Annotated in this window: 21 protein-coding genes and 1 pseudogene; 5 read left to right on the top strand and 17 right to left on the bottom strand. The window is 67.6% G+C overall.

What is annotated here, in order from left to right; translation table 11 throughout:
• From VLF18_RS09800 to VLF18_RS09735, 14 genes and pseudogenes are all read right to left on the bottom strand, one after another.
• Window positions 1–424: pseudogene (locus tag VLF18_RS09800) on the bottom strand (2OG-Fe(II) oxygenase); the annotation flags it as partial.
• Between the two features lie 86 nt (window positions 425–510).
• A complete protein-coding gene (ptsP, locus tag VLF18_RS09795) occupies window positions 511–2,235 on the bottom strand; it encodes a phosphoenolpyruvate--protein phosphotransferase (RefSeq protein ID WP_325279442.1) in 1,725 nt (574 codons plus the stop codon).
• Between the two features lie 145 nt (window positions 2,236–2,380).
• Window positions 2,381–2,650 carry an HPr family phosphocarrier protein gene (locus tag VLF18_RS09790; RefSeq protein WP_325279441.1) on the bottom strand — a complete coding sequence of 90 codons (270 nt, stop codon included), beginning with the start codon at window positions 2,648–2,650 and terminating at the stop codon, window positions 2,381–2,383.
• Window positions 2,643–3,035, bottom strand: a complete 393-nt coding sequence (locus VLF18_RS09785) for a PTS fructose IIA subunit family protein (protein WP_325279440.1) — start codon at window positions 3,033–3,035, stop codon at window positions 2,643–2,645. The genes VLF18_RS09790 and VLF18_RS09785 overlap by 8 nt, the downstream gene beginning before the upstream one ends.
• Window positions 3,036–3,179: 144 nt before the next feature.
• On the bottom strand, window positions 3,180–4,073 hold the full coding sequence (gene rapZ / locus VLF18_RS09780) for an RNase adapter RapZ (RefSeq protein ID WP_325279439.1): 894 nt from the start codon (window positions 4,071–4,073) through the stop codon (window positions 3,180–3,182).
• Window positions 4,067–5,017: an HPr(Ser) kinase/phosphatase gene (hprK, locus tag VLF18_RS09775; RefSeq protein ID WP_325279438.1), complete on the bottom strand. Its 951-nt coding sequence runs from the start codon at window positions 5,015–5,017 to the stop codon at window positions 4,067–4,069. Before hprK ends, rapZ begins: the two co-directional genes overlap by 7 nt.
• Before the next feature lie 8 nt (window positions 5,018–5,025).
• A complete protein-coding gene (locus VLF18_RS09770; protein WP_325279437.1) occupies window positions 5,026–5,478 on the bottom strand; it encodes a PTS sugar transporter subunit IIA in 453 nt (150 codons plus the stop codon).
• 160 nt (window positions 5,479–5,638) lie between these two features.
• The gene (gene hpf, locus VLF18_RS09765; RefSeq protein WP_325279436.1) at window positions 5,639–5,968 is read right to left on the bottom strand and encodes a ribosome hibernation-promoting factor, HPF/YfiA family; all 330 of its coding nucleotides are present in this window, start codon (window positions 5,966–5,968) and stop codon (window positions 5,639–5,641) included.
• 130 nt (window positions 5,969–6,098) lie between these two features.
• Window positions 6,099–7,553, bottom strand: a complete 1,455-nt coding sequence (locus VLF18_RS09760) for an RNA polymerase factor sigma-54 (RefSeq protein ID WP_325279435.1) — start codon at window positions 7,551–7,553, stop codon at window positions 6,099–6,101.
• A gap of 250 nt (window positions 7,554–7,803) precedes the next feature.
• Window positions 7,804–8,523, bottom strand: coding sequence for an LPS export ABC transporter ATP-binding protein (lptB, locus tag VLF18_RS09755; protein WP_325279434.1), 720 nt, complete (start codon window positions 8,521–8,523; stop codon window positions 7,804–7,806).
• A complete protein-coding gene (gene lptA / locus VLF18_RS09750) occupies window positions 8,523–9,068 on the bottom strand; it encodes a lipopolysaccharide transport periplasmic protein LptA (protein ID WP_325279433.1) in 546 nt (181 codons plus the stop codon). The genes lptB and lptA overlap by 1 nt, the downstream gene beginning before the upstream one ends.
• Window positions 9,031–9,603, bottom strand: a complete 573-nt coding sequence (lptC, locus tag VLF18_RS09745; protein ID WP_325279432.1) for an LPS export ABC transporter periplasmic protein LptC — start codon at window positions 9,601–9,603, stop codon at window positions 9,031–9,033. Before lptC ends, lptA begins: the two co-directional genes overlap by 38 nt.
• Entirely contained in the window at window positions 9,603–10,139 is a 537-nt protein-coding gene (locus tag VLF18_RS09740; RefSeq protein WP_325279431.1) for an HAD-IIIA family hydrolase, read from the bottom strand. Before VLF18_RS09740 ends, lptC begins: the two co-directional genes overlap by 1 nt.
• Before the next feature lie 117 nt (window positions 10,140–10,256).
• The gene (locus tag VLF18_RS09735; RefSeq protein ID WP_325279430.1) at window positions 10,257–11,282 is read right to left on the bottom strand and encodes a KpsF/GutQ family sugar-phosphate isomerase; all 1,026 of its coding nucleotides are present in this window, start codon (window positions 11,280–11,282) and stop codon (window positions 10,257–10,259) included.
• Between the two features lie 188 nt (window positions 11,283–11,470).
• Here VLF18_RS09735 and VLF18_RS09730 point away from each other — a divergent pair, with 188 nt between their 5' ends.
• Window positions 11,471–11,707: a BolA family protein gene (locus VLF18_RS09730; protein WP_325279429.1), complete on the top strand. Its 237-nt coding sequence runs from the start codon at window positions 11,471–11,473 to the stop codon at window positions 11,705–11,707.
• Window positions 11,708–11,820: 113 nt separating this feature from the next.
• A complete protein-coding gene (murA, locus tag VLF18_RS09725; RefSeq protein ID WP_325279428.1) occupies window positions 11,821–13,080 on the top strand; it encodes a UDP-N-acetylglucosamine 1-carboxyvinyltransferase in 1,260 nt (419 codons plus the stop codon).
• Between the two features lie 25 nt (window positions 13,081–13,105).
• On the opposite strand, the gene VLF18_RS09720 is transcribed toward murA, so the two are convergent.
• The 3 genes from VLF18_RS09720 to purM are packed head-to-tail and all read right to left on the bottom strand — an operon-like array spanning window position 13,106 to window position 15,563.
• Window positions 13,106–13,825, bottom strand: coding sequence for a DUF3108 domain-containing protein (locus tag VLF18_RS09720; RefSeq protein ID WP_325279427.1), 720 nt, complete (start codon window positions 13,823–13,825; stop codon window positions 13,106–13,108).
• Between the two features lie 59 nt (window positions 13,826–13,884).
• A complete protein-coding gene (purN, locus tag VLF18_RS09715; protein ID WP_325279426.1) occupies window positions 13,885–14,526 on the bottom strand; it encodes a phosphoribosylglycinamide formyltransferase in 642 nt (213 codons plus the stop codon).
• The gene (gene purM / locus VLF18_RS09710; protein WP_325279425.1) at window positions 14,526–15,563 is read right to left on the bottom strand and encodes a phosphoribosylformylglycinamidine cyclo-ligase; all 1,038 of its coding nucleotides are present in this window, start codon (window positions 15,561–15,563) and stop codon (window positions 14,526–14,528) included. The genes purN and purM overlap by 1 nt, the downstream gene beginning before the upstream one ends.
• Window positions 15,564–15,696: 133 nt before the next feature.
• Here purM and VLF18_RS09705 point away from each other — a divergent pair, with 133 nt between their 5' ends.
• Genes VLF18_RS09705 through VLF18_RS09695 form a run of 3 tightly spaced genes read left to right on the top strand, consistent with a single transcriptional unit; the run spans window position 15,697 to window position 18,536 of the window.
• The gene (locus VLF18_RS09705) at window positions 15,697–16,773 is read left to right on the top strand and encodes a DUF2066 domain-containing protein (RefSeq protein WP_325279424.1); all 1,077 of its coding nucleotides are present in this window, start codon (window positions 15,697–15,699) and stop codon (window positions 16,771–16,773) included.
• Window positions 16,774–16,776: 3 nt separating this feature from the next.
• A complete protein-coding gene (locus VLF18_RS09700; protein WP_325279423.1) occupies window positions 16,777–17,343 on the top strand; it encodes a CDP-alcohol phosphatidyltransferase family protein in 567 nt (188 codons plus the stop codon).
• Window positions 17,340–18,536 (top strand): AI-2E family transporter, encoded by a 1,197-nt coding sequence (locus VLF18_RS09695; protein ID WP_325279422.1) that lies wholly within the window; start codon window positions 17,340–17,342, stop codon window positions 18,534–18,536. The genes VLF18_RS09700 and VLF18_RS09695 overlap by 4 nt, the downstream gene beginning before the upstream one ends.

Below are 18,536 nucleotides of genomic sequence, written 5' to 3'. Positions count from 1 at the left end.
CGATGAGGTTGAGCCGGCGATGCCACGGTTCGACCGGATGGCGGTTGAAGTCGACGTGCGCGTCGAGATCCTGGTCGTTGCGGTTCTCGTGCGTGCCGCCGCCGAAATACCACGGGTCGTAGCGCAGGTCGGGAATGCCGGTGAGTTCCGACAGCTTCGCGAGAAACGCCGGCGACTGCACGAAGTCGTCGAGCGCCGCATAGGTCGGGCCGAGTTCGCGGATGCGTTCGACCGTCGACTTGTTGCCGATTCCGCCGTCTTCGTTGCGTGCGTTGCCGCGCTCGAACGGCGGAAATTCCGCGAGCAGGCGTTGCGCGGCCGCCGCGTCGAAGAATCCGTCGATGACGGCGTGGCGGAACGGATCGCGGCGCTGGAACGCGGCGGCGAGCGAAGCAAGGCGCGAGTCGAAGTCGACGGCAAACATGGGCGTGCGTATGGGCGGGATCGCGCGATCATGCCACGAGCGTCGCCGGTGCGACGCGGGCCGAAGCGGCCGTGCGGGCCAGGCGCTCACGCGCTGGCGAGAATGGCCGTCAGCGCGTCGCGGTCTTCGGCGCGCAGCAGGCGCGGCGCGAGCTTGCGCAGGCGCGTGCGGTCGCAGCGCGACACCGCGTCGCGCACTTCGAGCAGCGCGCCGGAGTGCATGCTGAAGTTGGTCAGTCCGAGCGCGATCAGGAGCGGCGTGTAGCGCGCGTCCGAAGCCATCTCGCCGCAGAGGCTCACCGGCTTGGCGTGCTTCTCGCCGCAGCGGATCGTCGCCGACAGCAGTTGCAGGATCGCCGGATGCAGCGGGTCGTAGAGTTCCGACAGCGCATCGTTGTTGCGGTCGGCGGCCAGCGTGTACTGCACGAGATCGTTCGTGCCGATCGCGACGAAGTCGACGTGGCGGATCAGGTTCGGCAGCGCGATCGCCGCGGCCGGGACTTCGATCATCGCGCCGAGATCGAACTGGTCGGCGACTTCATGGCCTTCGGTGCGCAGATCGCGCGCGCAGATCTGGATCAGCGTGCGCGTGGCCTGGATCTCGACCGGATTCGTGACCATGGGCACGAGGATGCGGATCGGACCGTAGGCCGACGCGCGCAGGATCGCGCGCATCTGCGTCGCGAACAGCGCCGGGCGGCGCATCGACAGGCGCACGCCGCGCATGCCGAGCGCGGGGTTGGGTTCGGTCGTCAGCGCGAGTCCGGTCGTGTCGGCCTTGTCGGCGCCGAGATCGAGCGTACGTATCGTCACGGGCAGGCCGCCCATGCCGAGCACGAGGTCGCGATAGGCCTGGAACTGCTCGTCCTCGTCGGGCAGGTGATGCCGCTGCAGGAACAGGAATTCGGTGCGATACAGGCCGATGCCGTCGGCGCCGTGCGCGCGCGCCTGCGCGACGTCGCCGGCAAGTTCCGCATTGGCGAACAGGCGGATCGTGCAGTCGTCGCGCGTGCGTGTCGGCGCCAGCGCGAGTTCCGCGAGGCGCTGGCCTTCGCGCTGCGAATCGCGCTGGTACTGGCGATAGCGCGCGAGATCCTGCGCGGTCGGATGCACGACGACCTGGCCGTGGTCGCCGTCGACGAGCAGCAGGTCGTCGTCCTGGACGGCCGCGAGCGCGTCGTGCGCGCCGACGATCATCGGCAGGCGCATGCTGCGCGCGAGGATCGCGCTGTGCGACAGCGCGCTCGATCCGGTGCAGACCGCGGCGAGCACGCCCTGCTCGGCGAGATGGGTCATTTCCGACGGCGCGATCTGGTCGCTGACGAGGATCGTGCCGACGCGCGCGGCGATCTGGCGTTCGGCCTGACTCGTTTCGCGCGCGAGCGCCGACTGCACGCGGCCGATGACATGGTCGATGTCCTCGCGGCGGCTGCGCAGGTAGGGATCGTCCATGGCCTCGAACACGGCGGCGAGGCGGTCGCGCTGCAGCTTCAGCGCGGCGCCGGCGCGATAGCGTCCGCGGCGCACGAGGTCGAACAGGCCGGTCAGCAGCTCCGGATCGTTCAGCAGCATGCTGTGCGCGTCGATGAATTCGCCGATCTCGCGCGCGAGCGCGCCGTGCAGCTTGTCGCGGATCGTGCGCAGTTCCGCCTGTGCAGTCTCGAGCGCGAGCTGCAGGCGCGCGGCCTCGGCTTCGATCTCGCCGGGCTCGAGCCGCGTGTCGTCGACGATGAATTGGCTGGGCTGCACGAGCCGCGCCCGTCCCAGGACCATGCCGCGCGAAGCGCCGATGCCGGAGAGGACGATGCGCATGCTCACGGGGTAAACGGATCCTTGTAGTGGGGTGGTCGTACCGGCCGGCGCGCGCCGATCGCAGGCGCCCTTGCGGCGCATCGCGAACCGCGCTGCCGTTGCCGCGTTGCCAGCCGCGCGATAGCGGCGAGGAACGCGGTAGTCGCTACTGGCCTTCGTCGAACTTGCGCTGGAACAGATCGACGACGGCGTCGAGCGCTGCAGTCTCGTCCGCACCTTCGGCGCGGATCGTGACCGGCGTACCGACGCCGGCCGCAAGCATCATCACCCCCATGATGCTCTTGGCGTTGATTTCGCGTCCGCGGCAACGCAGCCAGACCGAGGACGAATAGCTCTGCAGCAGTTGCACCAGCTTGGCCGACGCGCGCGCGTGCAGGCCGAGCTTGTTGCTGATGACGATGTCGCGTTCAGGCATGGTCGATACAGATTCCGCCGCGTCCGCCGCTGGCGGCGGTCTGCGCCAGCTGGTCGAGATCCTGATTCGGGTAGTTGAGCACGCGCAGCAACATCGGCAGGTTGAGCCCGCTCACGCAATGCGTGCGAAAACCGAGGCTCGACAGGCGTTGCGCAATGTTGCAGGGCGTCGAGCCGTACAGGTCGGACAGTACCAGCACGCCGTCGCCCTGGTCGAGGTGCCGCGCGCGCTGCGAGGCATCGCCGAGCGCGCGTTCCGGATCGGCGCAGGCACCGACTTCCATGACCTCGAGCGACAGCGGAAATTGCCCGAGCACATGATGCGCCGCGGACACGAGCGCGTCGCCCATGGCTTCATGCGTCAGCAGCAGCACGCCTACGCTCACGACCGGACCTCCGCGCGGCATTGGCCGGCAACGCAGCGGTCGGTAGCGGAAGCGGAACGGAAAATGGCCATCACGGTGCCTGCAGTGGGTCTGACATGGGGCGGCTTGCAAGAATATTGCCCGCCGGTGAGAAATGGGGACGGTTCACTCGAGTTCACGATGGAAGGTCAGCACCTGGTCGCGCGTGCCGCGGAAATGTTCCGCGAGGCGCTCGGCCAGATAGACCGACCGGTGCCGGCCGCCGCTGCAGCCGATGCAGATCGTCACGTAGGAGCGGTTGTCGGCCTCGAAGCGCGGCAGCCACTCGTCGAGGAAACCGGTCAACTGGTCGAGGAAGCGCCGGACTTCGGGTTTCTCCTGAAGCCACTCGCGGATCGCCGCGTCCTTGCCCGACAGCGGCCGCAGCGTAGGATCCCAATGCGGGTTCGGCAGTACGCGCGCATCGAACACGAAATCGGCGTCCGTCGGCAAACCCCGACGATAGGCGAACGATTCGAACAACAGCGACAGCTCGCCGCTGCTCATGCCGAGCTCGGTGGCGATGAGCCGGCGCAATTGGTGGACGTTGAGCTCGCTGGAGTCGACGACCCGGTCGGCGATCGCCGCAACCGGGCGCAGCAGTTTGCGTTCGAGCGCGATCGCGTCGTGCAGCGGCAGTCCGTCGGCCGACAGCGGGTGACGCCGGCGCGTGTCGGAAAAACGCTTGGACAGCACGTCGTCGCGGCTGTCGAGAAAGATCAACTGGTAATCGACGCCGACGCGGGCGAGCTCGGCGAGCACCTGCGGCAGCTGGTTCAGGTCTTCGCTGCGATTGCGCACGTCGACGCCGACCGCGATGCGGCGATGGCCGCCGAGGCTGACGGCCGACACCAGCGACGGCATCAGCGCCGCCGGCAGGTTGTCGACGCAGTAGAAGTCGAAGTCCTCGAGCGTGCGCAGCGCCACCGTCTTGCCGGCGCCGGACAGGCCCGACAGCACGACGAGACGCGTCGTCTCCGCGGCGTTGCCGCCGGTATCGGCGGGTTGTGCGTTCACCATGGCGCCTGACGCTGCAACTGGTGGGCCTGGCGGTCGATGAAGGTCTGCGCCGGGTCGATGCCCTTGCTCTTGAGCATGTGGCTGCGCACGGCGGCTTCGACGAGCACGGCGAGGTTGCGGCCCGGCGCGACCGGAATCGCGATCTGCGGAATGCGCGTGTCGAGGATGTCGCGATAGCCGACGTCGCCGGTCAGACGCTTCATGCCGTCGACGTCGTCGAGCGGATTCAGCGGACGCAGGTGTACGACGAGGCGCAGGTATTTCGACGGCTTGACCGCCGTGTGGCCGAACATCTCGCGCACGTTGAGCACGCCGAGACCGCGCACTTCGAGCAGGTCCTGCAGCAGTTCCGGACAATGGCCGTCGATGACGTCGGGTGCGATCTGCGTGAACTCCGGCGCGTCGTCGGCGACGAGGCGATGGCCGCGCGTCAGCAGTTCGAGCGCGAGCTCGCTCTTGCCCGAACCGGATTCGCCGGTGATCAGCACGCCGATCGAATAGACCTCCATGAACACGCCGTGCAGCGTCTCGCGGCGCGCGAGCAGCCGCGCGAGGTGGTACTGCAGGAAGGTCAGGATCTCGTGGCCGCGCTTGGGACTCGACCACAGCGGCGTGTTCGACTCGTCGGCGGCTTCGCGCAGATCGCTCGGCACGGGCTGATCCTTCGTCACGATCAGCGCGGTCGGCCGGTAGTTGATGATCTTCTGGACCGTTTCCCAGCGCTGGCGCGAATCGAGGCTGTCTAGATAGTTGAGTTCCTCGGTACCGATGATCTGCACCTTGTTCGGGTAGATCACGTTGAGGTAGCCGACCATCGACGGGCGTCGCGCGTGATGGTCGCCCGGATCGAGCGTGCGGCCGTTGCCCTGGGTGCCGGCGGTCCAGCGCAGCGAAAGCCGATCGGTGAGGCTGTCGAACAGCTGGCGGGCGGTCAGTCGATCCATGGCGGCGGTCAGGCGGGCTGGCCCCATTCTGCCAGCTCGGCGTACAGCGCGCTGGCGTGCTGCGCGGCGCGCAGGCGGGCGAGGGTCCGCGGCTCGGACGCGCGCGTCGCGATGTCGGCGAGCAGCGAAAGATGTTCGGTCGTGAAATGGCTCGGTGTGACGATCGCCGCAAACAGATCGACCGGGTCGCCGTCGGCTGCGCCGAATACGACCGGCTGGGCGAGACGCACGAACGCGGCGCGGGGTTGTTCGAGCACGCTGCTGCGGCCGTGCGGCAGCGCGAAACCGTGTCCCAGCGCGGTGGAGCCGACGCCCTCGCGCTCGGTCAGCGCTTCGAGCACGGCAAGCGCCTGATCCGGCGGCGCCAGCAGCTGCGCCAGCGCTTCGAGCACCGCGCCGCGCGATCGGACGCGCAGGCCGGCGACGACGCTGTCAGGAGTCAGGAGATCGCAGAAGCGCATGCCGCCGGGCGGGTAGTCGCGAAAGGGGCGGATGATAGCGCGGGTTTTGCCGCAGTGCGGAAGAAATTCGTCGGGAGGCGGCGGGAGTGGCGCGGGAGGCGGGAGACCGGGCAGGGCGAGGGAAGGCGGGACGCCGGCCGGGCCGGCGTCCCGGGTCGGATCAGGCGATGCGTTCAGCGGCGCGCAGCGCCTCGGTCTTGTGATGATCGGTCAGCTTTTCCTTGTGCTTCCTGATCTGTCCGTCGAGCTTGTCGGCGAGCGAATCGATCGCGGCATACATGTCGTCCGCCGTCGCTTCCGCGTGGATGATCTTGCCGGCTGCCGCATGCAGGGTCGCGTCCGCCTTGTGCACGAGCTTTTCCACGCTCAGCTGCACGCCGACGTCGTGGAGATGGTCGAAGTGGCGCAGGATGCGCTCGAACTTGCTTTCGACATAGCTGCGCAGGGCCGGCGTCACATCAACCTTGGGGCCGCTGACATTGATCTGCATGGTGTTTCTCCTTCCGGTAGAGCGCTCCTGACGCGGAACGCGGTCGGCACGAATTCGCGCTTCGTGCGAAAAGTATCGGTTAGCGTTGACCTGTTACTGCCATGAGGGTTCCCGGTGACGGCTTCAAGCCTCAGCTGAGGCGGCAGCGCTCGTTGGATGCGGCGATGTTCATCGCCTCGCGGTATTTCGCGACGGTGCGGCGCGCGACGTTGATGCCGCGGCGGTTGAGCTCCTCGGCGAGGCCCTGATCGGACAGCGGCTTGCCGGTCGGCTCGGCATCGATGAGCTTGCGGATCATCGCCTGGATCGCCGTGGCCGACGCGCTGCCGCCGTCGACGGTCGACACGCCGCTCGAGAAGAAATGCTTGAATTCGAACGTGCCGCGCGGCGTGTAGAGGAACTTGCGCGTCGTCACGCGCGATACGGTCGATTCGTGCATGCCGATTTCGTCGGCGACGTCTTTCAGCACGAGCGGTTTCATCGCCTCGGGACCGTAGTCGAGGAACGCGCTCTGCGCGCGAACGATGGCCTGCGCGACCTTGAGAATCGTGTCGGCGCGCGTCTTCAGGCTCTTGATCAGCCAACGCGCTTCCTGCAGCTGTCCGCGCAGGTACGACGCATCGTCGCGCTGCGCGCGTGCGATCAGCGATTCGTAGTGGCGGTTGATCGCCAGTTGCGGCTGGCAGCCCGGCGCGAGACTGACCTGCCACTGGCCGTGATGACGGAACGCATAGGCGTCGGGCGCGACGTATTCGGGCGCCGCGCTCGACACGCTCGAACCCGGCTTCGGATCGAGCGCGCGGATCAGCTGCACCGCCGCGTCGATCTGGTCGCTGCCGACCTTGAGGCTGCGGCTCAGACGCGCGCGATCGTTCTTGGCCAGCACTTCGAGATGGTCGGCGACGATGGCGCGCGCGACCACGATGCCGTCGACGTCGCCGTCGAATGCGTCGAGCTGCACGAGCAGGCATTCGCGCAGATTGCGGCTTGCTACGCCGAGCGGATCGAAGCGCTGTATGCGATGACGCACCGCTTCGATCTCGTCGGCATCGACATCATAGAGGCTGGCGAGCCCCTGCTGGATCGCTTCGGCCGGTTCGTGCAGATAGCCGTCGTCGTCGACGGCTTCGATGACCGCCACGGCGATCGCGCGGTCGCGCGGCGACATCGGCGTGAGGTTGAGCTGCCAGAGCAGATGGTCGCGCAGATCCTGCTGTTCCGGTTCCTGCGCCTCGAATTCGTCGTCCGACGAACTGTTGCTGCGCGAGGGCATGTCGAACGTCGAATCGAGCGCCTCGAAGCGATCTTCGTCGGCATCGCGCGATTCGGATTCGGTGCTCGCCGTCTCGCTGGTCGTGGTGTGCGTCTCGTATTCGGCGGGCGGCGCGTCGGCGCCGCTTGCGGCTTCGGCCGGTGCGGCTTCGGCGGGTTCGTCGGGCAGTTCCAGCAACGGATTGGATTCAAGCGCTTCGCGCAGCTCCATTTCCAGCTCGACACTGCTGAGCTGCAGCAGGCGGATGGCCTGTTGCAGTTGCGGCGTCAACGCCAGTTGCTGGTGCAGGCGGAGATTTAACGCAGGCTTCATCAGTAGTCCCGTAACTGAGCGTTTCGCAGGAATAACTCCGGCGGTGCGAAAGGCCCGTGACGCCATCCTAATGCGGAAAACGCCCGGCGGGAACCGCGGCGGACATGTCGTTGATCGACTTGCGCACGGCGGCGGATTGGGAGAGGATCTCGGAAATTCGGCGCGCATACGGGCGCATCGGCGCGGCACGGGAACCGCGCGTTAAACTTGTGTCAATGTTTACTTGTGATGCCGTGACTGCGCCGGCGTCTCACATGCGGAATTCTTTGCCGAGATAGACTTCGCGAACCTGTTCATTCGCGAGTATCGTCGCCGGAGCGCCCTTGGCGAGCACCTTGCCTTCGCTGAGGATGTACGCGCGATCGCAGATGCCGAGCGTCTCGCGCACGTTGTGATCGGTGATCAGCACGCCGATGCCGCGTTCCTTCAGATGGCGCACGATGCGCTGGATCTCGCCGACGGAAATCGGATCGACGCCCGCGAACGGTTCGTCGAGCAGCATGAAGCGCGGCTCGGCCGCGAGCGCGCGTGCGATCTCGACGCGCCGTCGCTCGCCGCCGGACAGGCTCGCGCCTTTCTGCTGCGCGATATGGCTGATCTGCAGTTCGTCGAGCAGTTTCTCGAGTTCGGCGGCGCGCGCGGAAGCGTCGAGTTCGGGCCGCAGTTCGAGAATCGCGAGAATGTTGTCGGCGACGCTGAGGCGGCGGAACACCGAGGCTTCCTGCGGCAGATAGCCCACGCCGAGGCGCGCGCGCGCGTGCATCGGCTGTGCGGTGATGTCGACGTCGTCGAGACGGATGCTGCCGGCGTCCGCGCCGACGAGACCGACGATCATGTAGAAGCAGGTGGTCTTGCCGGCGCCGTTCGGGCCGAGCAGGCCGACGACTTCGCCCTGGTCGACGCGGCAGGAAAAGTCGCGCACGACTTCGCGCTGCTTGTAGCGCTTCTTCAGCCCGGTCGCGCTCAGCATTACTTTTTCTTGTCCTTGTCCGCGGGCTTGCTCTCGGACTTGGCCTTGGGCTGCATCTTCATCGTGATGCCGCCGCCGGCGGCGCCTTCGCCGGTCAGTTCGCCGGTTTCGGTGTTGTAGACGATGCGTTCGCCGCGGAATTCGCCGCGGCCTTCCTGGATCACGACGGCGTTGCCGGTGAGCACGGCCGTGGCCTTTTCGGTGTCGTAGTCGATGTTCGCCGCGGTCGCGCGCATCAGGCCGCCGCTGTCGAGCTGCTGCTGCAGACGTGCCGGCTTGCCTTCGAGCACGACGCGGTTGATCTCGTCGTCATCGCTCTGATAGACCGTGCCCTTGTCCGACTCGCCCTTCATCGTGCCGCGCGTGAGCTTGACGGCACCGGTCAGCACGGTCAGGTGCTTGTTCTGGTTCGTCGCAAAATGATTCGCGGCGACTTCGAGCGGCTGTTCGCGGTCGGACTTCAGCGCCTGTGCGGCCGGTACCGCCAGCACGAACGATGCGACAAGGCTAAGGCTTGCGCTTGCGCGCGAACGAAGCGTGGACATCGGCGAGCAACTCCAGTTGGTGCGTGTTGAGGTCGGCCTTCATGCCGGTGCCGCGCAGTATAGAGCCCGGTTGCGTAATCGTCGCGGCGGCGGCGGTCTGCAGGCGGTTTTCCTTCGGAAACGCGTCGACGTCGCGCGTTTCGACGCGCGCCGCGCCGGCTTCCGCGGTCGCCTCGCGCTGCATCTCCACGGCGCCGGCCAGCAGCATGTGCGTGCCGTCCTTGTTGACGAACGCCGACTGCGACTTGCCTTTCCACGGCGCGCCCTTGTCGGCGGCGATCACGAAGTTCGGCGCGTCGACCCAGAGCGAGCCGTCGTCGTTGCGCCGCGCGAGCGCCGGCGCCGTCACCGTGAAGCTCAGCTTGCCGGCCTCGTCGAGCGCGTTGAGTTCGAAGTCGGCGAGCGTGTAGTTCGAGCGCGGCGGACCGACGAAGGCAGGTTCGCTGTCGGGCGTGCGGAACAGCCAGAACGCCGCCCACGTCACCGCGGCGGCCAGCGCGAGCGCGACGATCACGTTGAGACGGCGCTCGACCATCAGAGCCAGTGCGCCAGTTCGGCGTCGGCCAGCCCGCGCGCGGCGAGCAGCAGGTCGCAGACTTCGCGCACCGCGCCTTCGCCGCCGCCGCGCCGCGTACGCCAGTGCGCGCGGTCGGCCACGGCAGGCACGGCGTTGGCCGGTGCGATCGCGAGACCGCAGCGCAGCATCGCACGCAGATCGGGCACGTCGTCGCCGGTGTAGCAGACCTGCTGCAGCGACAGCTGCAGCGCGTCGCAGAGCTGCGTGAGGCAGGCCAGCTTGTCCTTCTGTCCCTGGTAGACATGGGCGACGCCGAGCTCGGCCATGCGTTCGGTGACGAGGTGGCTCATGCGTGCGGTGATCACGCCGACTTCGATGCCGTTGGCGAGCAGGCGCTTGAGACCGAGCCCGTCATGCACATGAAAGGCCTTGAGCTCGCGCCGATCCTCGGAATACCAGAGACGGCCGTCGGTCAGCACGCCGTCGACGTCGAAGACGGCAAGTCGCACGCCGGCGGCGCGCTCACGGAGTTCGGCGGACAACGGATCGCTCATGCGTCTCGGGCAGGTCGGGAAATGAAAGGACCGGCAGCCGCAGGGCGCCGGTCCGGGGATGCTGCGTCATCGGCGGGCCGGCCGTCCATGCCGGCCGGACCCGAGGTCGGTTCGCGTTCAGACGACGCGCGCGCGCAGCAGGTCGTGGATGTTCAGTGCGCCGACGAGTTTCTTGCGTTCGTCGACGACGAGCAGCGCATGGATGGTGAAGTCTTCCATGAGTCGCGCGGCCTCGATCGCAAGCTTGTCCGGCGTGATCGTCTTGGCCTTCGTCGTCATCAGCCGCGCGAGCGGCGTCGTGCGCAGGTCGATCGCGTCGTCGTCGAGCGCGCGGCGCAGGTCGCCGTCGGTGAAGACGCCGAGCAGCGTGTCGTCGGCGTCGACGACCGCGGTCATTCCGAGGCCCTTGCGCGACATCTCGACGAGCGCCTCGGACAGGCTCGAATCGACGCCGACCTTCGGAATCTTGTCGCCGGTATGCATGACGTCGCTGATGTGCAGCAGCAGGCGGCGGCCGAGCGAGCCAGCCGGATGCGAGCGGGCGAAGTCGTCGGCGGTGAAGCCGCGCGCTTCGAGCAGCGCGACGGCGAGCGCGTCGCCCATGACGAGCGCGGCCGTCGTGCTCGCGGTGGGAGCGAGGCCGAGCGGGCAGGCTTCGGCCGGTACGCTGACATCGAGGTGGACGTCGGCGAGGCGGGCCAGCGACGAACCGTCATTGCCGCTCATCGCGATCAGCGGAATGCCCTGGCGCCGGATCAGCGGCAGGATCGTCAGCAGTTCGTCGGTTTCGCCCGAATTCGACAGGGCGAGCACGACGTCCTTCTGCGTGATCATGCCGAGGTCGCCGTGGCTGGCTTCGCCGGGATGGACGAAGAATGCCGGCGTACCCGTGGAGGCCAGCGTCGCCGCGATCTTGCGTGCGATGTGGCCCGACTTGCCCATGCCGGAGACGACGACGCGTCCGGTGCAGTCGAACATGAGCTGGCAGGCGCGCAGGAAGTTTTCGTCGATGCGGGATTTCAGCAGGTCGATCGCCCGGGCTTCGGTTTCGACGACCTGCAGCGCGCTTTGCACCACGGATCCAGGGTTCAACGGCGTATGGTTGGTCGCGGCGGAGATCAGCGGCAGGATCTGTGCATTCATGAGCAAGGCTGGGTGGAGCAGGGAAACAGGGCGCTCGAAGGCAACGTTTTGGCGCCAGCGGATTTTCGGTAACATGCGCGTCCCCATAGTGTAGCCGGTTAGTCGTCCCCGTCGCAGGGACGGCCCAAACCCGCATTTCGTCGCGGCGAGCTGCCGCTGCCCTGAATCCGCCACGGATCCCGCCCGATATGGACAGCCAGACCATCAAGAATCTGATCGAGCAAGGGTTGCCCGGTGCGGCGGCCGAGGTCAGCGGTGCCGACGGTGTGCATTTCGAGGCCGTCGTCACGGCCGACGCGTTCCGCGGCAAGCTGCCGCTGGCGCGCCACCGCATGGTGTACGCGACGCTCGGTGACCTGATGGGTGGCGCCATCCATGCGCTGGCTCTCAAGACCGTGACCCCTGAAGAGGCGGGCAAGCCGTAACTGCGATTCACCTGTCGATCTCGACGGCGGCGGGCCCCGCATCCCCCAAGGCCGGCGACCGTCAGACGCAGTCTGCCTCCCGCGATGTCGATTTCCCGTTTACCGAGTGAGAGATGGCCAAGATCGTAATTTCCGGCGGTGAGCCGCTGCAGGGCGACGTGTGGATTTCCGGCGCCAAGAACGCGGTACTGCCGATTCTGGCCGCGACCTTGCTCGCGGATGGTCCGGTCAGCATCGGCAATGTGCCGCATCTGCACGACGTCACCACGACGATGGAACTGCTCGGCCAGATGGGCGTGCAACTGGTGCTCGACGAGCGCATGAAGATTCACGTCGACCCGCGTTCCATCAAGAGCTGCTCGGCGCCCTACGACCTCGTCAAGACGATGCGCGCGTCGATCCTCGTGCTCGGCCCGCTCGTCGCGCGCTACGGCGAAGCGGAAGTGTCGCTGCCCGGCGGCTGCGCGATCGGTTCGCGTCCGGTCGATCTCCACATCAAGGGGCTGCAGGCGCTCGGCGCGGACGTCACCGTCGAGAACGGCTACATCCGTGCGAAGGCCAAGCGCCTCAAGGGCGCTCGCATCAACATGGACATCGTCACCGTCACCGGTACCGAGAACATCATGATGGCGGCGGCGCTGGCCGAAGGCCGCACGATCATCGAGAACGCGGCGCAGGAACCCGAAGTCGTCGATCTTGCCAACTGCCTCAACGCGATGGGTGCGAACGTGCAGGGCGCCGGCACGGCGACGCTCGTGATCGAAGGCGTCGAACGGCTCAACGGCACCGACTACGACGTGCTGCCGGACCGCATCGAAACCGGCACCTTCCTCGTTGCGGGGGCGATCACCGGCGGCCGCGTGCTCGCCAAGAAGGCCAAGCCCAAGACGCTCGATGCCGTGCTCGCGAAGCTCGAGGACGCCGGCGCGCACATCAACACCGGCGACGACTGGATCGAGCTCGACATGCGCGGCAACCGGCCGAAGGCGGTCAACATCACGACCGCGCCGTATCCTGCATTTCCGACCGACATGCAGGCGCAGTTCACGGCGCTGAACTGCGTCGCCGAAGGGGTCGGCATCATCACCGAGACGGTGTTCGAGAACCGCTTCATGCATGCGCACGAGCTGCAGCGGCTCGGCGCCGACATCCGCCTCGAGGGCAACACGGCGATCATCAAGGGCGTCGGCAAGATGACCGGTGCGCCGATCATGGCGACCGACCTGCGCGCGTCGGCGTGTCTGGTGCTTGCGGGGCTCGTCGCCGAAGGCGATACGACGGTCGACCGCGTCTATCACATCGACCGCGGTTACGAGTGCATCGAGGAAAAGCTCGGCGCGCTCGGCGCGCGCATTCGCCGGCTGCCGTCGTAGGAAAGCAGGCCGTGCGGGAACGCGATCAGCGCACGGCCTTCAGTTCCATGACGATGTTGTTGCCGTCCTTCTGCACCTGCTCGACCTGCAGCGGCGCGAGCAACTGCGGCGCGTACCAGGAACTGCCTTTGCCCGGCTTGTCGGTACGCTCCAGTCGCGTCGCGGCGAACTGACCGGCCGGCAGCGTGATGGTCTTGCTTTCGCGGCGTTCGAAGCGCTGCCGTTCGATGGCCTCCTTGCTGGCGACCGCGAATTCGGGAGCCGTCGACCGCTGCGCGCGGCCCAGTGCGAGCACGACGACATGGCGGTCGATGGTCTGCGGCTGCAGCGCGTAGCGGAACAGTTCGTCCTTGTCGGTCACGCGCGCTTCGTTCGCAGGCCAGTCGAATTCGATGCGGCGCTGCTTGGATTTCAGCGTGGCATCCTGGCGGTAGCGATAGTCGACACTCTGCAGCCCGCTGCCTTCCAGCACGGCGAAACGCGATTCCTCGCGCACGTCCAGGCCGAGCAGCTTCGCCATGCCGGCGGTTCCGCGCGTTTCGGTCACCAGTGTCCAGTGGCTCGCATCCGTCTGGCTCAGCGTCATCGTCGCCTCGCCGATCATCTTGCCGCCGCGTTTCACGTCATAGGTCGCAACGAACGGTTTCAAGGGCAGCATCTGTGTCGCATCGCTGCGCTCGGGCGCGGGTTCGGCGAGAGCGAGCGCGGGCAGGACGCAGAAGGCGAGCAGGGCGCGGACACGCATGGGAAAGCTCCGGAAAGGGACGGCGCAGTGTCGTCGCGCCGGGCTGAACGCGCCCCGGCTCAGACCCGCAGTGCTTCGGACAGCGGGGTGCCGTCGAAGTGCACGATGTTGCCGCGCAACTGTGCACGCCCCTCGGCGATCCAGTGCACGCAGCGGCACAGCAGCGCGTGCTCGCGCGGAAGCAGTCGCGCGGCGAGCTGTTCGGCGTCGTCGCCGGGAAGGACGGCCAGCTCGCTGCAGGCCAGTACCGGCCCACCGTCGAGTTCGGCGGTCACGAAATGCACGCTCGCGCCGTGCAGCGCGTCGCCGGCTTCGAGCGCGCGGCGGTGGGTCTGCAGACCCGGGTATTTCGGCAGCAGCGAAGGATGGATGTTGATGATGCGGCCGGCCCAGGGCGCGAGAACGGCCGCGTCGAGCACGCGCATGAAGCCCGCCAGCACGATCAGGTCGGGGGCGTGGTCGGCGATGCGGCGAAACAGCTCGGCGTCGTAGCGCGCACGATCCGGCATGCCGGCCGGGTCGAGCGCGAGCGTCGCGATACCCGCTGCCTCGGCATGGCGCAGGCCTTCGGCCGTCGCCCTGTTGCTCGCGACGAGAACGATCTCGATCGGCAACGCGCCCTCGTGCTGTGCGGCGATCAGGGCCTGCAGATTCGATCCGCGGCCCGAGATCAGTACCGCGACGCGCAGCGGCGCGGGCATCAGCGGATCAGCACGCGGTCTTCGCCGGGCGAGGCGACGATTTCGCCGATCTGCCAGGCGTGCAGGTTCAGCTGCTGCAGCGCCGCGAGCGTCGCCGCGACATCGTCGCGGCCGACGATCACGGTGTAGCCGATGCCGCAGTTGAACGTGCGCCACATTTCCTCGCGCGCGACGTTGCCTTCGCGCTGCAGCCAGTCGAACAGTGCCGGCAGCGTCCATGCACTGCTGTCGAGCGCGATGCCGAGCGCGTCGGGCACGACGCGGATGATGTTTTCCTTGAGGCCGCCGCCGGTGATGTGCGCCATGCCCTTGATCGGCTGCGCGGCGAGGAGCTGCAGGATCGGCTTGACGTAGATCGTCGTCGGCGCCATCAGCGCGTCGGCGAGCGAAACGCCGCCGAGGTCGAGATCGAACGGGCTGCCGGCGCGCGCGACGATGCGGCGGACCAGCGAATAGCCGTTGGAGTGCGCACCGCTCGAGGCGATGCCGATGATCGCGTCGCCGGCCTGCAGGCGGCTGCCGTCGACGAGCTTCGATTTTTCGACCGCGCCGACGCAGAAGCCGGCGAGGTCGTATTCGCCGGGGCCGTACATGTCGGGCATTTCCGCGGTCTCGCCGCCGATCAGCGCGCAGCCGGCGAGTTCGCAGCCGCGGGCGATGCCGCCGACGACGGCGACCGTCGTGTCGACATCGAGCTTGCCGGTCGCGAAATAGTCGAGGAAGAACAGCGACTCGGCGCCCTGGACCAGCACGTCGTTGACGCACATGCCGACGAGGTCGATGCCGATCGTGTCGTGACGGTTCAGCGTCTGCGCGAGTTTGAGCTTGGTGCCGACGCCGTCGGTGCCCGAGACCAGCACGGGTTCCTTGTAGCGCCCGGCCAGTTCGAACAGCGCGCCGAACCCGCCGAGTCCGGCCATGACTTCCTTGCGGAACGTGCGGGCGACGAGCGGCTTGATGCGTTCGACGACTTCGTTGCCGGCATCGATGTCGACCCCGGCGTCGCGGTAGGTCAGGGCGGTCTTCGGATCGGACATGGGCTCGGCGCGACGCAAAAAAGGGGCGCAATCATAACAGTCGCAGGCGGCCCACGCCGGAGAGTCCGCATGGACGCCGCGACGGGCTTTGGGCAGACTTGGGCCGATTCCGACCGCCGACCAGGGAATGTCCGTGCGTTACGCCCGCTTGTTCGCCTTGTTGTTCATCGTCGCGAGTCTGTCGTCCTTCGGCGTTCCGGCCCGGGCGCAGTCGGCGTCGGCCAGCCTGTACGCCGGCGAGGTTCCGGTAGCCGACCAGTCCGACGAACAGCGCGCGATTGCGCTGAAAAGCGCGCTCGCGCAGGTCGTCGTCAAGCTGACCGGCGACCGCAACGCGGTCAACGGCGAGGCCGTCGCAAAGCTGATCGAGTCGGCCGACCGCTATGTGCAGCAGTACACCTACCGGCAGGACGTCGCGAACGTCGACGGCCAGCCGGTGTTGCGCCTGAGCCTCGTCGCGAGCTTCGACCGGGGCGCTCTCGACCGCGTGCTGCGCGATCGCGGACTGCGCGTCTGGACGCCGGCCGCGCGCGCGCCGGTCGTGACCTGGATCGCCGTCGACGACGGCAACGGGCCGCGGCTGATCGACGGCGCCGATCCGGCCGGTCGCGCGATGCAGCTCGTCGCCGAACAGCGCGGCGCCACGCTCGTCTGGCCTCGCATCGAGTCGCCCGACCAGGCTCAGACCACCGCGCAGATCGTCTGGGAAGGTGACGTCATGACCCTGAGCGCGGACGCCGCGCGCTATCAGACCGACACGGTTCTCATCGGCCAGCTGCGCCGCGTCGGCGATGCCTGGTCGGCCCGCTGGACGCTCGCGCTCGGCGGGCAGGCGCAGCCGGTCTGGGAGTCGCGCGACGCCGATCTCGCGACGGCGCTGTCGGCCGGTGCCGACGGCGCGGTCGACCGCACGCGCGGACGCAGCGCCGCCATCACCGAGGAACGCCGCATCACGACGGCGCGGGTCTGGGTCAGCGGTCTGCAGTCGGCGCAGGACTATGCCCGTCTGTTCGAGACGCTCGGCGGCAATGATCTCGTCCGCGAATTCCAGCCCGAGCAGGCGCGCGGCGACGGACTTCTGGTCAAGCTCACGCTGAATCTCGCGCTCGATCGCTGGCTTGCCTATCTGCCGCCGGAGGGCGTCCTGCGCGTCGTCAACACCGCACCGCCGATCGACGGCGTGGAGGCGACGCTGGCGCTGAACCCCTGACGCATGCGCCACATACCGAACCTGCTGACGGTACTGCGCATGCTGCTCACGGTGCCGTTGGCATGGCTGCTGCGTGACGGGCGATTCGACACCGCGCTGATCGTCGCGCTTGTCGCCGGCTTTTCCGATGCGCTGGACGGATTCCTCGCGAAGCGTTTCTCGTGGCAGAGCCGCCTCGGCGGACTGCTCGATCCAGTGGCCGACAAGCTGCTGCTGATCGCCTGCTTCGTCGGTCTCGCGGAGGTCGGTGCATTGCCGGTCTGGCTCGCCGCCGTCGTCATCGGCCGCGATGTCGTCATCGTTTCGGGCGCAGTCGCGTACCACAATCTGGTCGGGCCGCTGACCGCGGAGCCCAGCCTGCTCAGCAAGCTGACGACGACGCTGCAGATCGTCCTCGTGCTCGCAACGCTGCTGCATCTGTCGCGATTCGCCGAGTGGCCGACCTGGTTCAACCTCGCGCTGCTGTCGGCCGTCACGTTCACGACGCTGGCCAGCGGTATCGATTACGTGGTGCGCTGGTCGTTCAAGGCCTGGCGCGAAACGCATCCTCAACGGAGTGATCCGCAATGACGACGACCGAACGCTGGCAGTGGCTGGTGCTGTTGCTGGTCGGCGGCGGCCTGATCTATCTGCTCGCGCCGGCGCTGACGCCGTTCGCGATCGCCGCACTGTTCGCCTATCTGTGGGATCCGGTCGTCGACCGGCTCGAACGGCTCGGGCTCTCGCGCAACCTGTCGGTCGGCATCGTGTTCCTGTTGATCGGCTTCGCGGTCGTCGCGATCGTGCTGCTCGTGATTCCGTTCACCGAGCGGCAGATCGTGAAGTTCCTCGATCAGCTGCCGCGCTGGCTCGCCTGGATCCAGGCCGAAGCGCAGCCGCAGCTCGAACAGCGCTTCGGCGTGACGCTCGATTTCGCCGATCCGAACAAGCTCATCGAGATGTTGAAGGGGCACTGGCGCGAAGCCGGCGGCATCGCGACGCGCGTGCTCGCGAAAGTGTCGTCCTCGGGCCTCACGGTGCTCGGCTGGATCGCGCAGCTCGTCCTGATTCCGGTCGTCACGTTCTATCTGCTGCGCGACTGGGATCTCCTCGTCACGCGTGTCAACGAACTGCTGCCGCGTCAGATCGAGCCGACGATCAGCCGGCTCGCGCGCGAATCCGACGAAGTGCTCGGTGCGTTCCTGCGCGGCCAGCTCAGCGTGATGCTGTCGCTCGGCACGCTGTACGCCGTCGGACTCTGGCTCGTCGGCATCGATGTGGGTCCGCTGATCGGCATGATCGCGGGACTCATCAGCTTCGTGCCTTACCTCGGCGCAATCGTCGGCCTCGGCATGGCGTTGATCGCGGCGGTCGTGCAGTACCAGGACTGGGCGCACGTGTTCATGGTGCTCGCCGTGTTCGGCGTCGGCCAGACCATCGAAGGCTATGTGCTCGTGCCCAAGCTCGTCGGCGACAAGATCGGCCTGCACCCGGTTGCGGTCATCTTCGCGGTGCTGGCCGGCGGCGAACTGTTCGGCTTTCTCGGCGTACTGCTCGCGCTGCCCGCCGCCGCCGTCGTGATGGTGCTGCTGCGCTACGTGCATGAACGCTACACCGCGAGCCACTTGTATCAGCCGGCGGAGCCGGTGCCTGACGCCGCCGCGTCGCCGGTCGTCGTCGTGTCGCACGGCAGCGTCGTCGCGGCGAGCGAACTCGCGCCGGTCGAGCCGCCGCTCGCCGTCGCTGCGTCTGCGATTGACAGCGGCAAGCCCCCGGCAGGCTGA

Origin of the sequence: Tahibacter sp. (assembly GCF_035481375.1) — a bacterium.
Lineage (GTDB): Bacteria > Pseudomonadota > Gammaproteobacteria > Xanthomonadales > Rhodanobacteraceae > Tahibacter.
Note: the sequence above shows the minus strand (reverse complement) of the source record. Positions and strands in the feature narration are given on the sequence as shown.

Bases quoted from the DNA above. Each gene is read 5' to 3' on its own strand.
- purN (WP_325279426.1), bottom strand. From the start codon at position 14,526: ATGCCCGCGCCGCTGCGCGTCGCGGTACTGATCTCGGGCCGCGGATCG.
- VLF18_RS09770 (WP_325279437.1), bottom strand. From the start codon at position 5,478: ATGCGCTTCTGCGATCTCCTGACTCCTGACAGCGTCGTCGCCGGCCTG.
- ptsP (WP_325279442.1), bottom strand. From the start codon at position 2,235: ATGCGCATCGTCCTCTCCGGCATCGGCGCTTCGCGCGGCATGGTCCTG.
- VLF18_RS09760 (WP_325279435.1), bottom strand. From the start codon at position 7,553: ATGAAGCCTGCGTTAAATCTCCGCCTGCACCAGCAACTGGCGTTGACG.
- murA (WP_325279428.1), top strand. From the start codon at position 11,821: ATGGCCAAGATCGTAATTTCCGGCGGTGAGCCGCTGCAGGGCGACGTG.
- lptB (WP_325279434.1), bottom strand. From the start codon at position 8,523: ATGCTGAGCGCGACCGGGCTGAAGAAGCGCTACAAGCAGCGCGAAGTC.
- lptA (WP_325279433.1), bottom strand. From the start codon at position 9,068: ATGTCCACGCTTCGTTCGCGCGCAAGCGCAAGCCTTAGCCTTGTCGCA.
- hprK (WP_325279438.1), bottom strand. From the start codon at position 5,017: ATGGATCGACTGACCGCCCGCCAGCTGTTCGACAGCCTCACCGATCGG.
- VLF18_RS09740 (WP_325279431.1), bottom strand. From the start codon at position 10,139: ATGAGCGATCCGTTGTCCGCCGAACTCCGTGAGCGCGCCGCCGGCGTG.
- VLF18_RS09700 (WP_325279423.1), top strand. From the start codon at position 16,777: ATGCGCCACATACCGAACCTGCTGACGGTACTGCGCATGCTGCTCACG.
- VLF18_RS09735 (WP_325279430.1), bottom strand. From the start codon at position 11,282: ATGAATGCACAGATCCTGCCGCTGATCTCCGCCGCGACCAACCATACG.
- purM (WP_325279425.1), bottom strand. From the start codon at position 15,563: ATGTCCGATCCGAAGACCGCCCTGACCTACCGCGACGCCGGGGTCGAC.
- lptC (WP_325279432.1), bottom strand. From the start codon at position 9,603: ATGGTCGAGCGCCGTCTCAACGTGATCGTCGCGCTCGCGCTGGCCGCC.
- VLF18_RS09730 (WP_325279429.1), top strand. From the start codon at position 11,471: ATGGACAGCCAGACCATCAAGAATCTGATCGAGCAAGGGTTGCCCGGT.
- VLF18_RS09790 (WP_325279441.1), bottom strand. From the start codon at position 2,650: ATGCCTGAACGCGACATCGTCATCAGCAACAAGCTCGGCCTGCACGCG.
- VLF18_RS09720 (WP_325279427.1), bottom strand. From the start codon at position 13,825: ATGCGTGTCCGCGCCCTGCTCGCCTTCTGCGTCCTGCCCGCGCTCGCT.
- rapZ (WP_325279439.1), bottom strand. From the start codon at position 4,073: ATGGTGAACGCACAACCCGCCGATACCGGCGGCAACGCCGCGGAGACG.
- VLF18_RS09695 (WP_325279422.1), top strand. From the start codon at position 17,340: ATGACGACGACCGAACGCTGGCAGTGGCTGGTGCTGTTGCTGGTCGGC.
- hpf (WP_325279436.1), bottom strand. From the start codon at position 5,968: ATGCAGATCAATGTCAGCGGCCCCAAGGTTGATGTGACGCCGGCCCTG.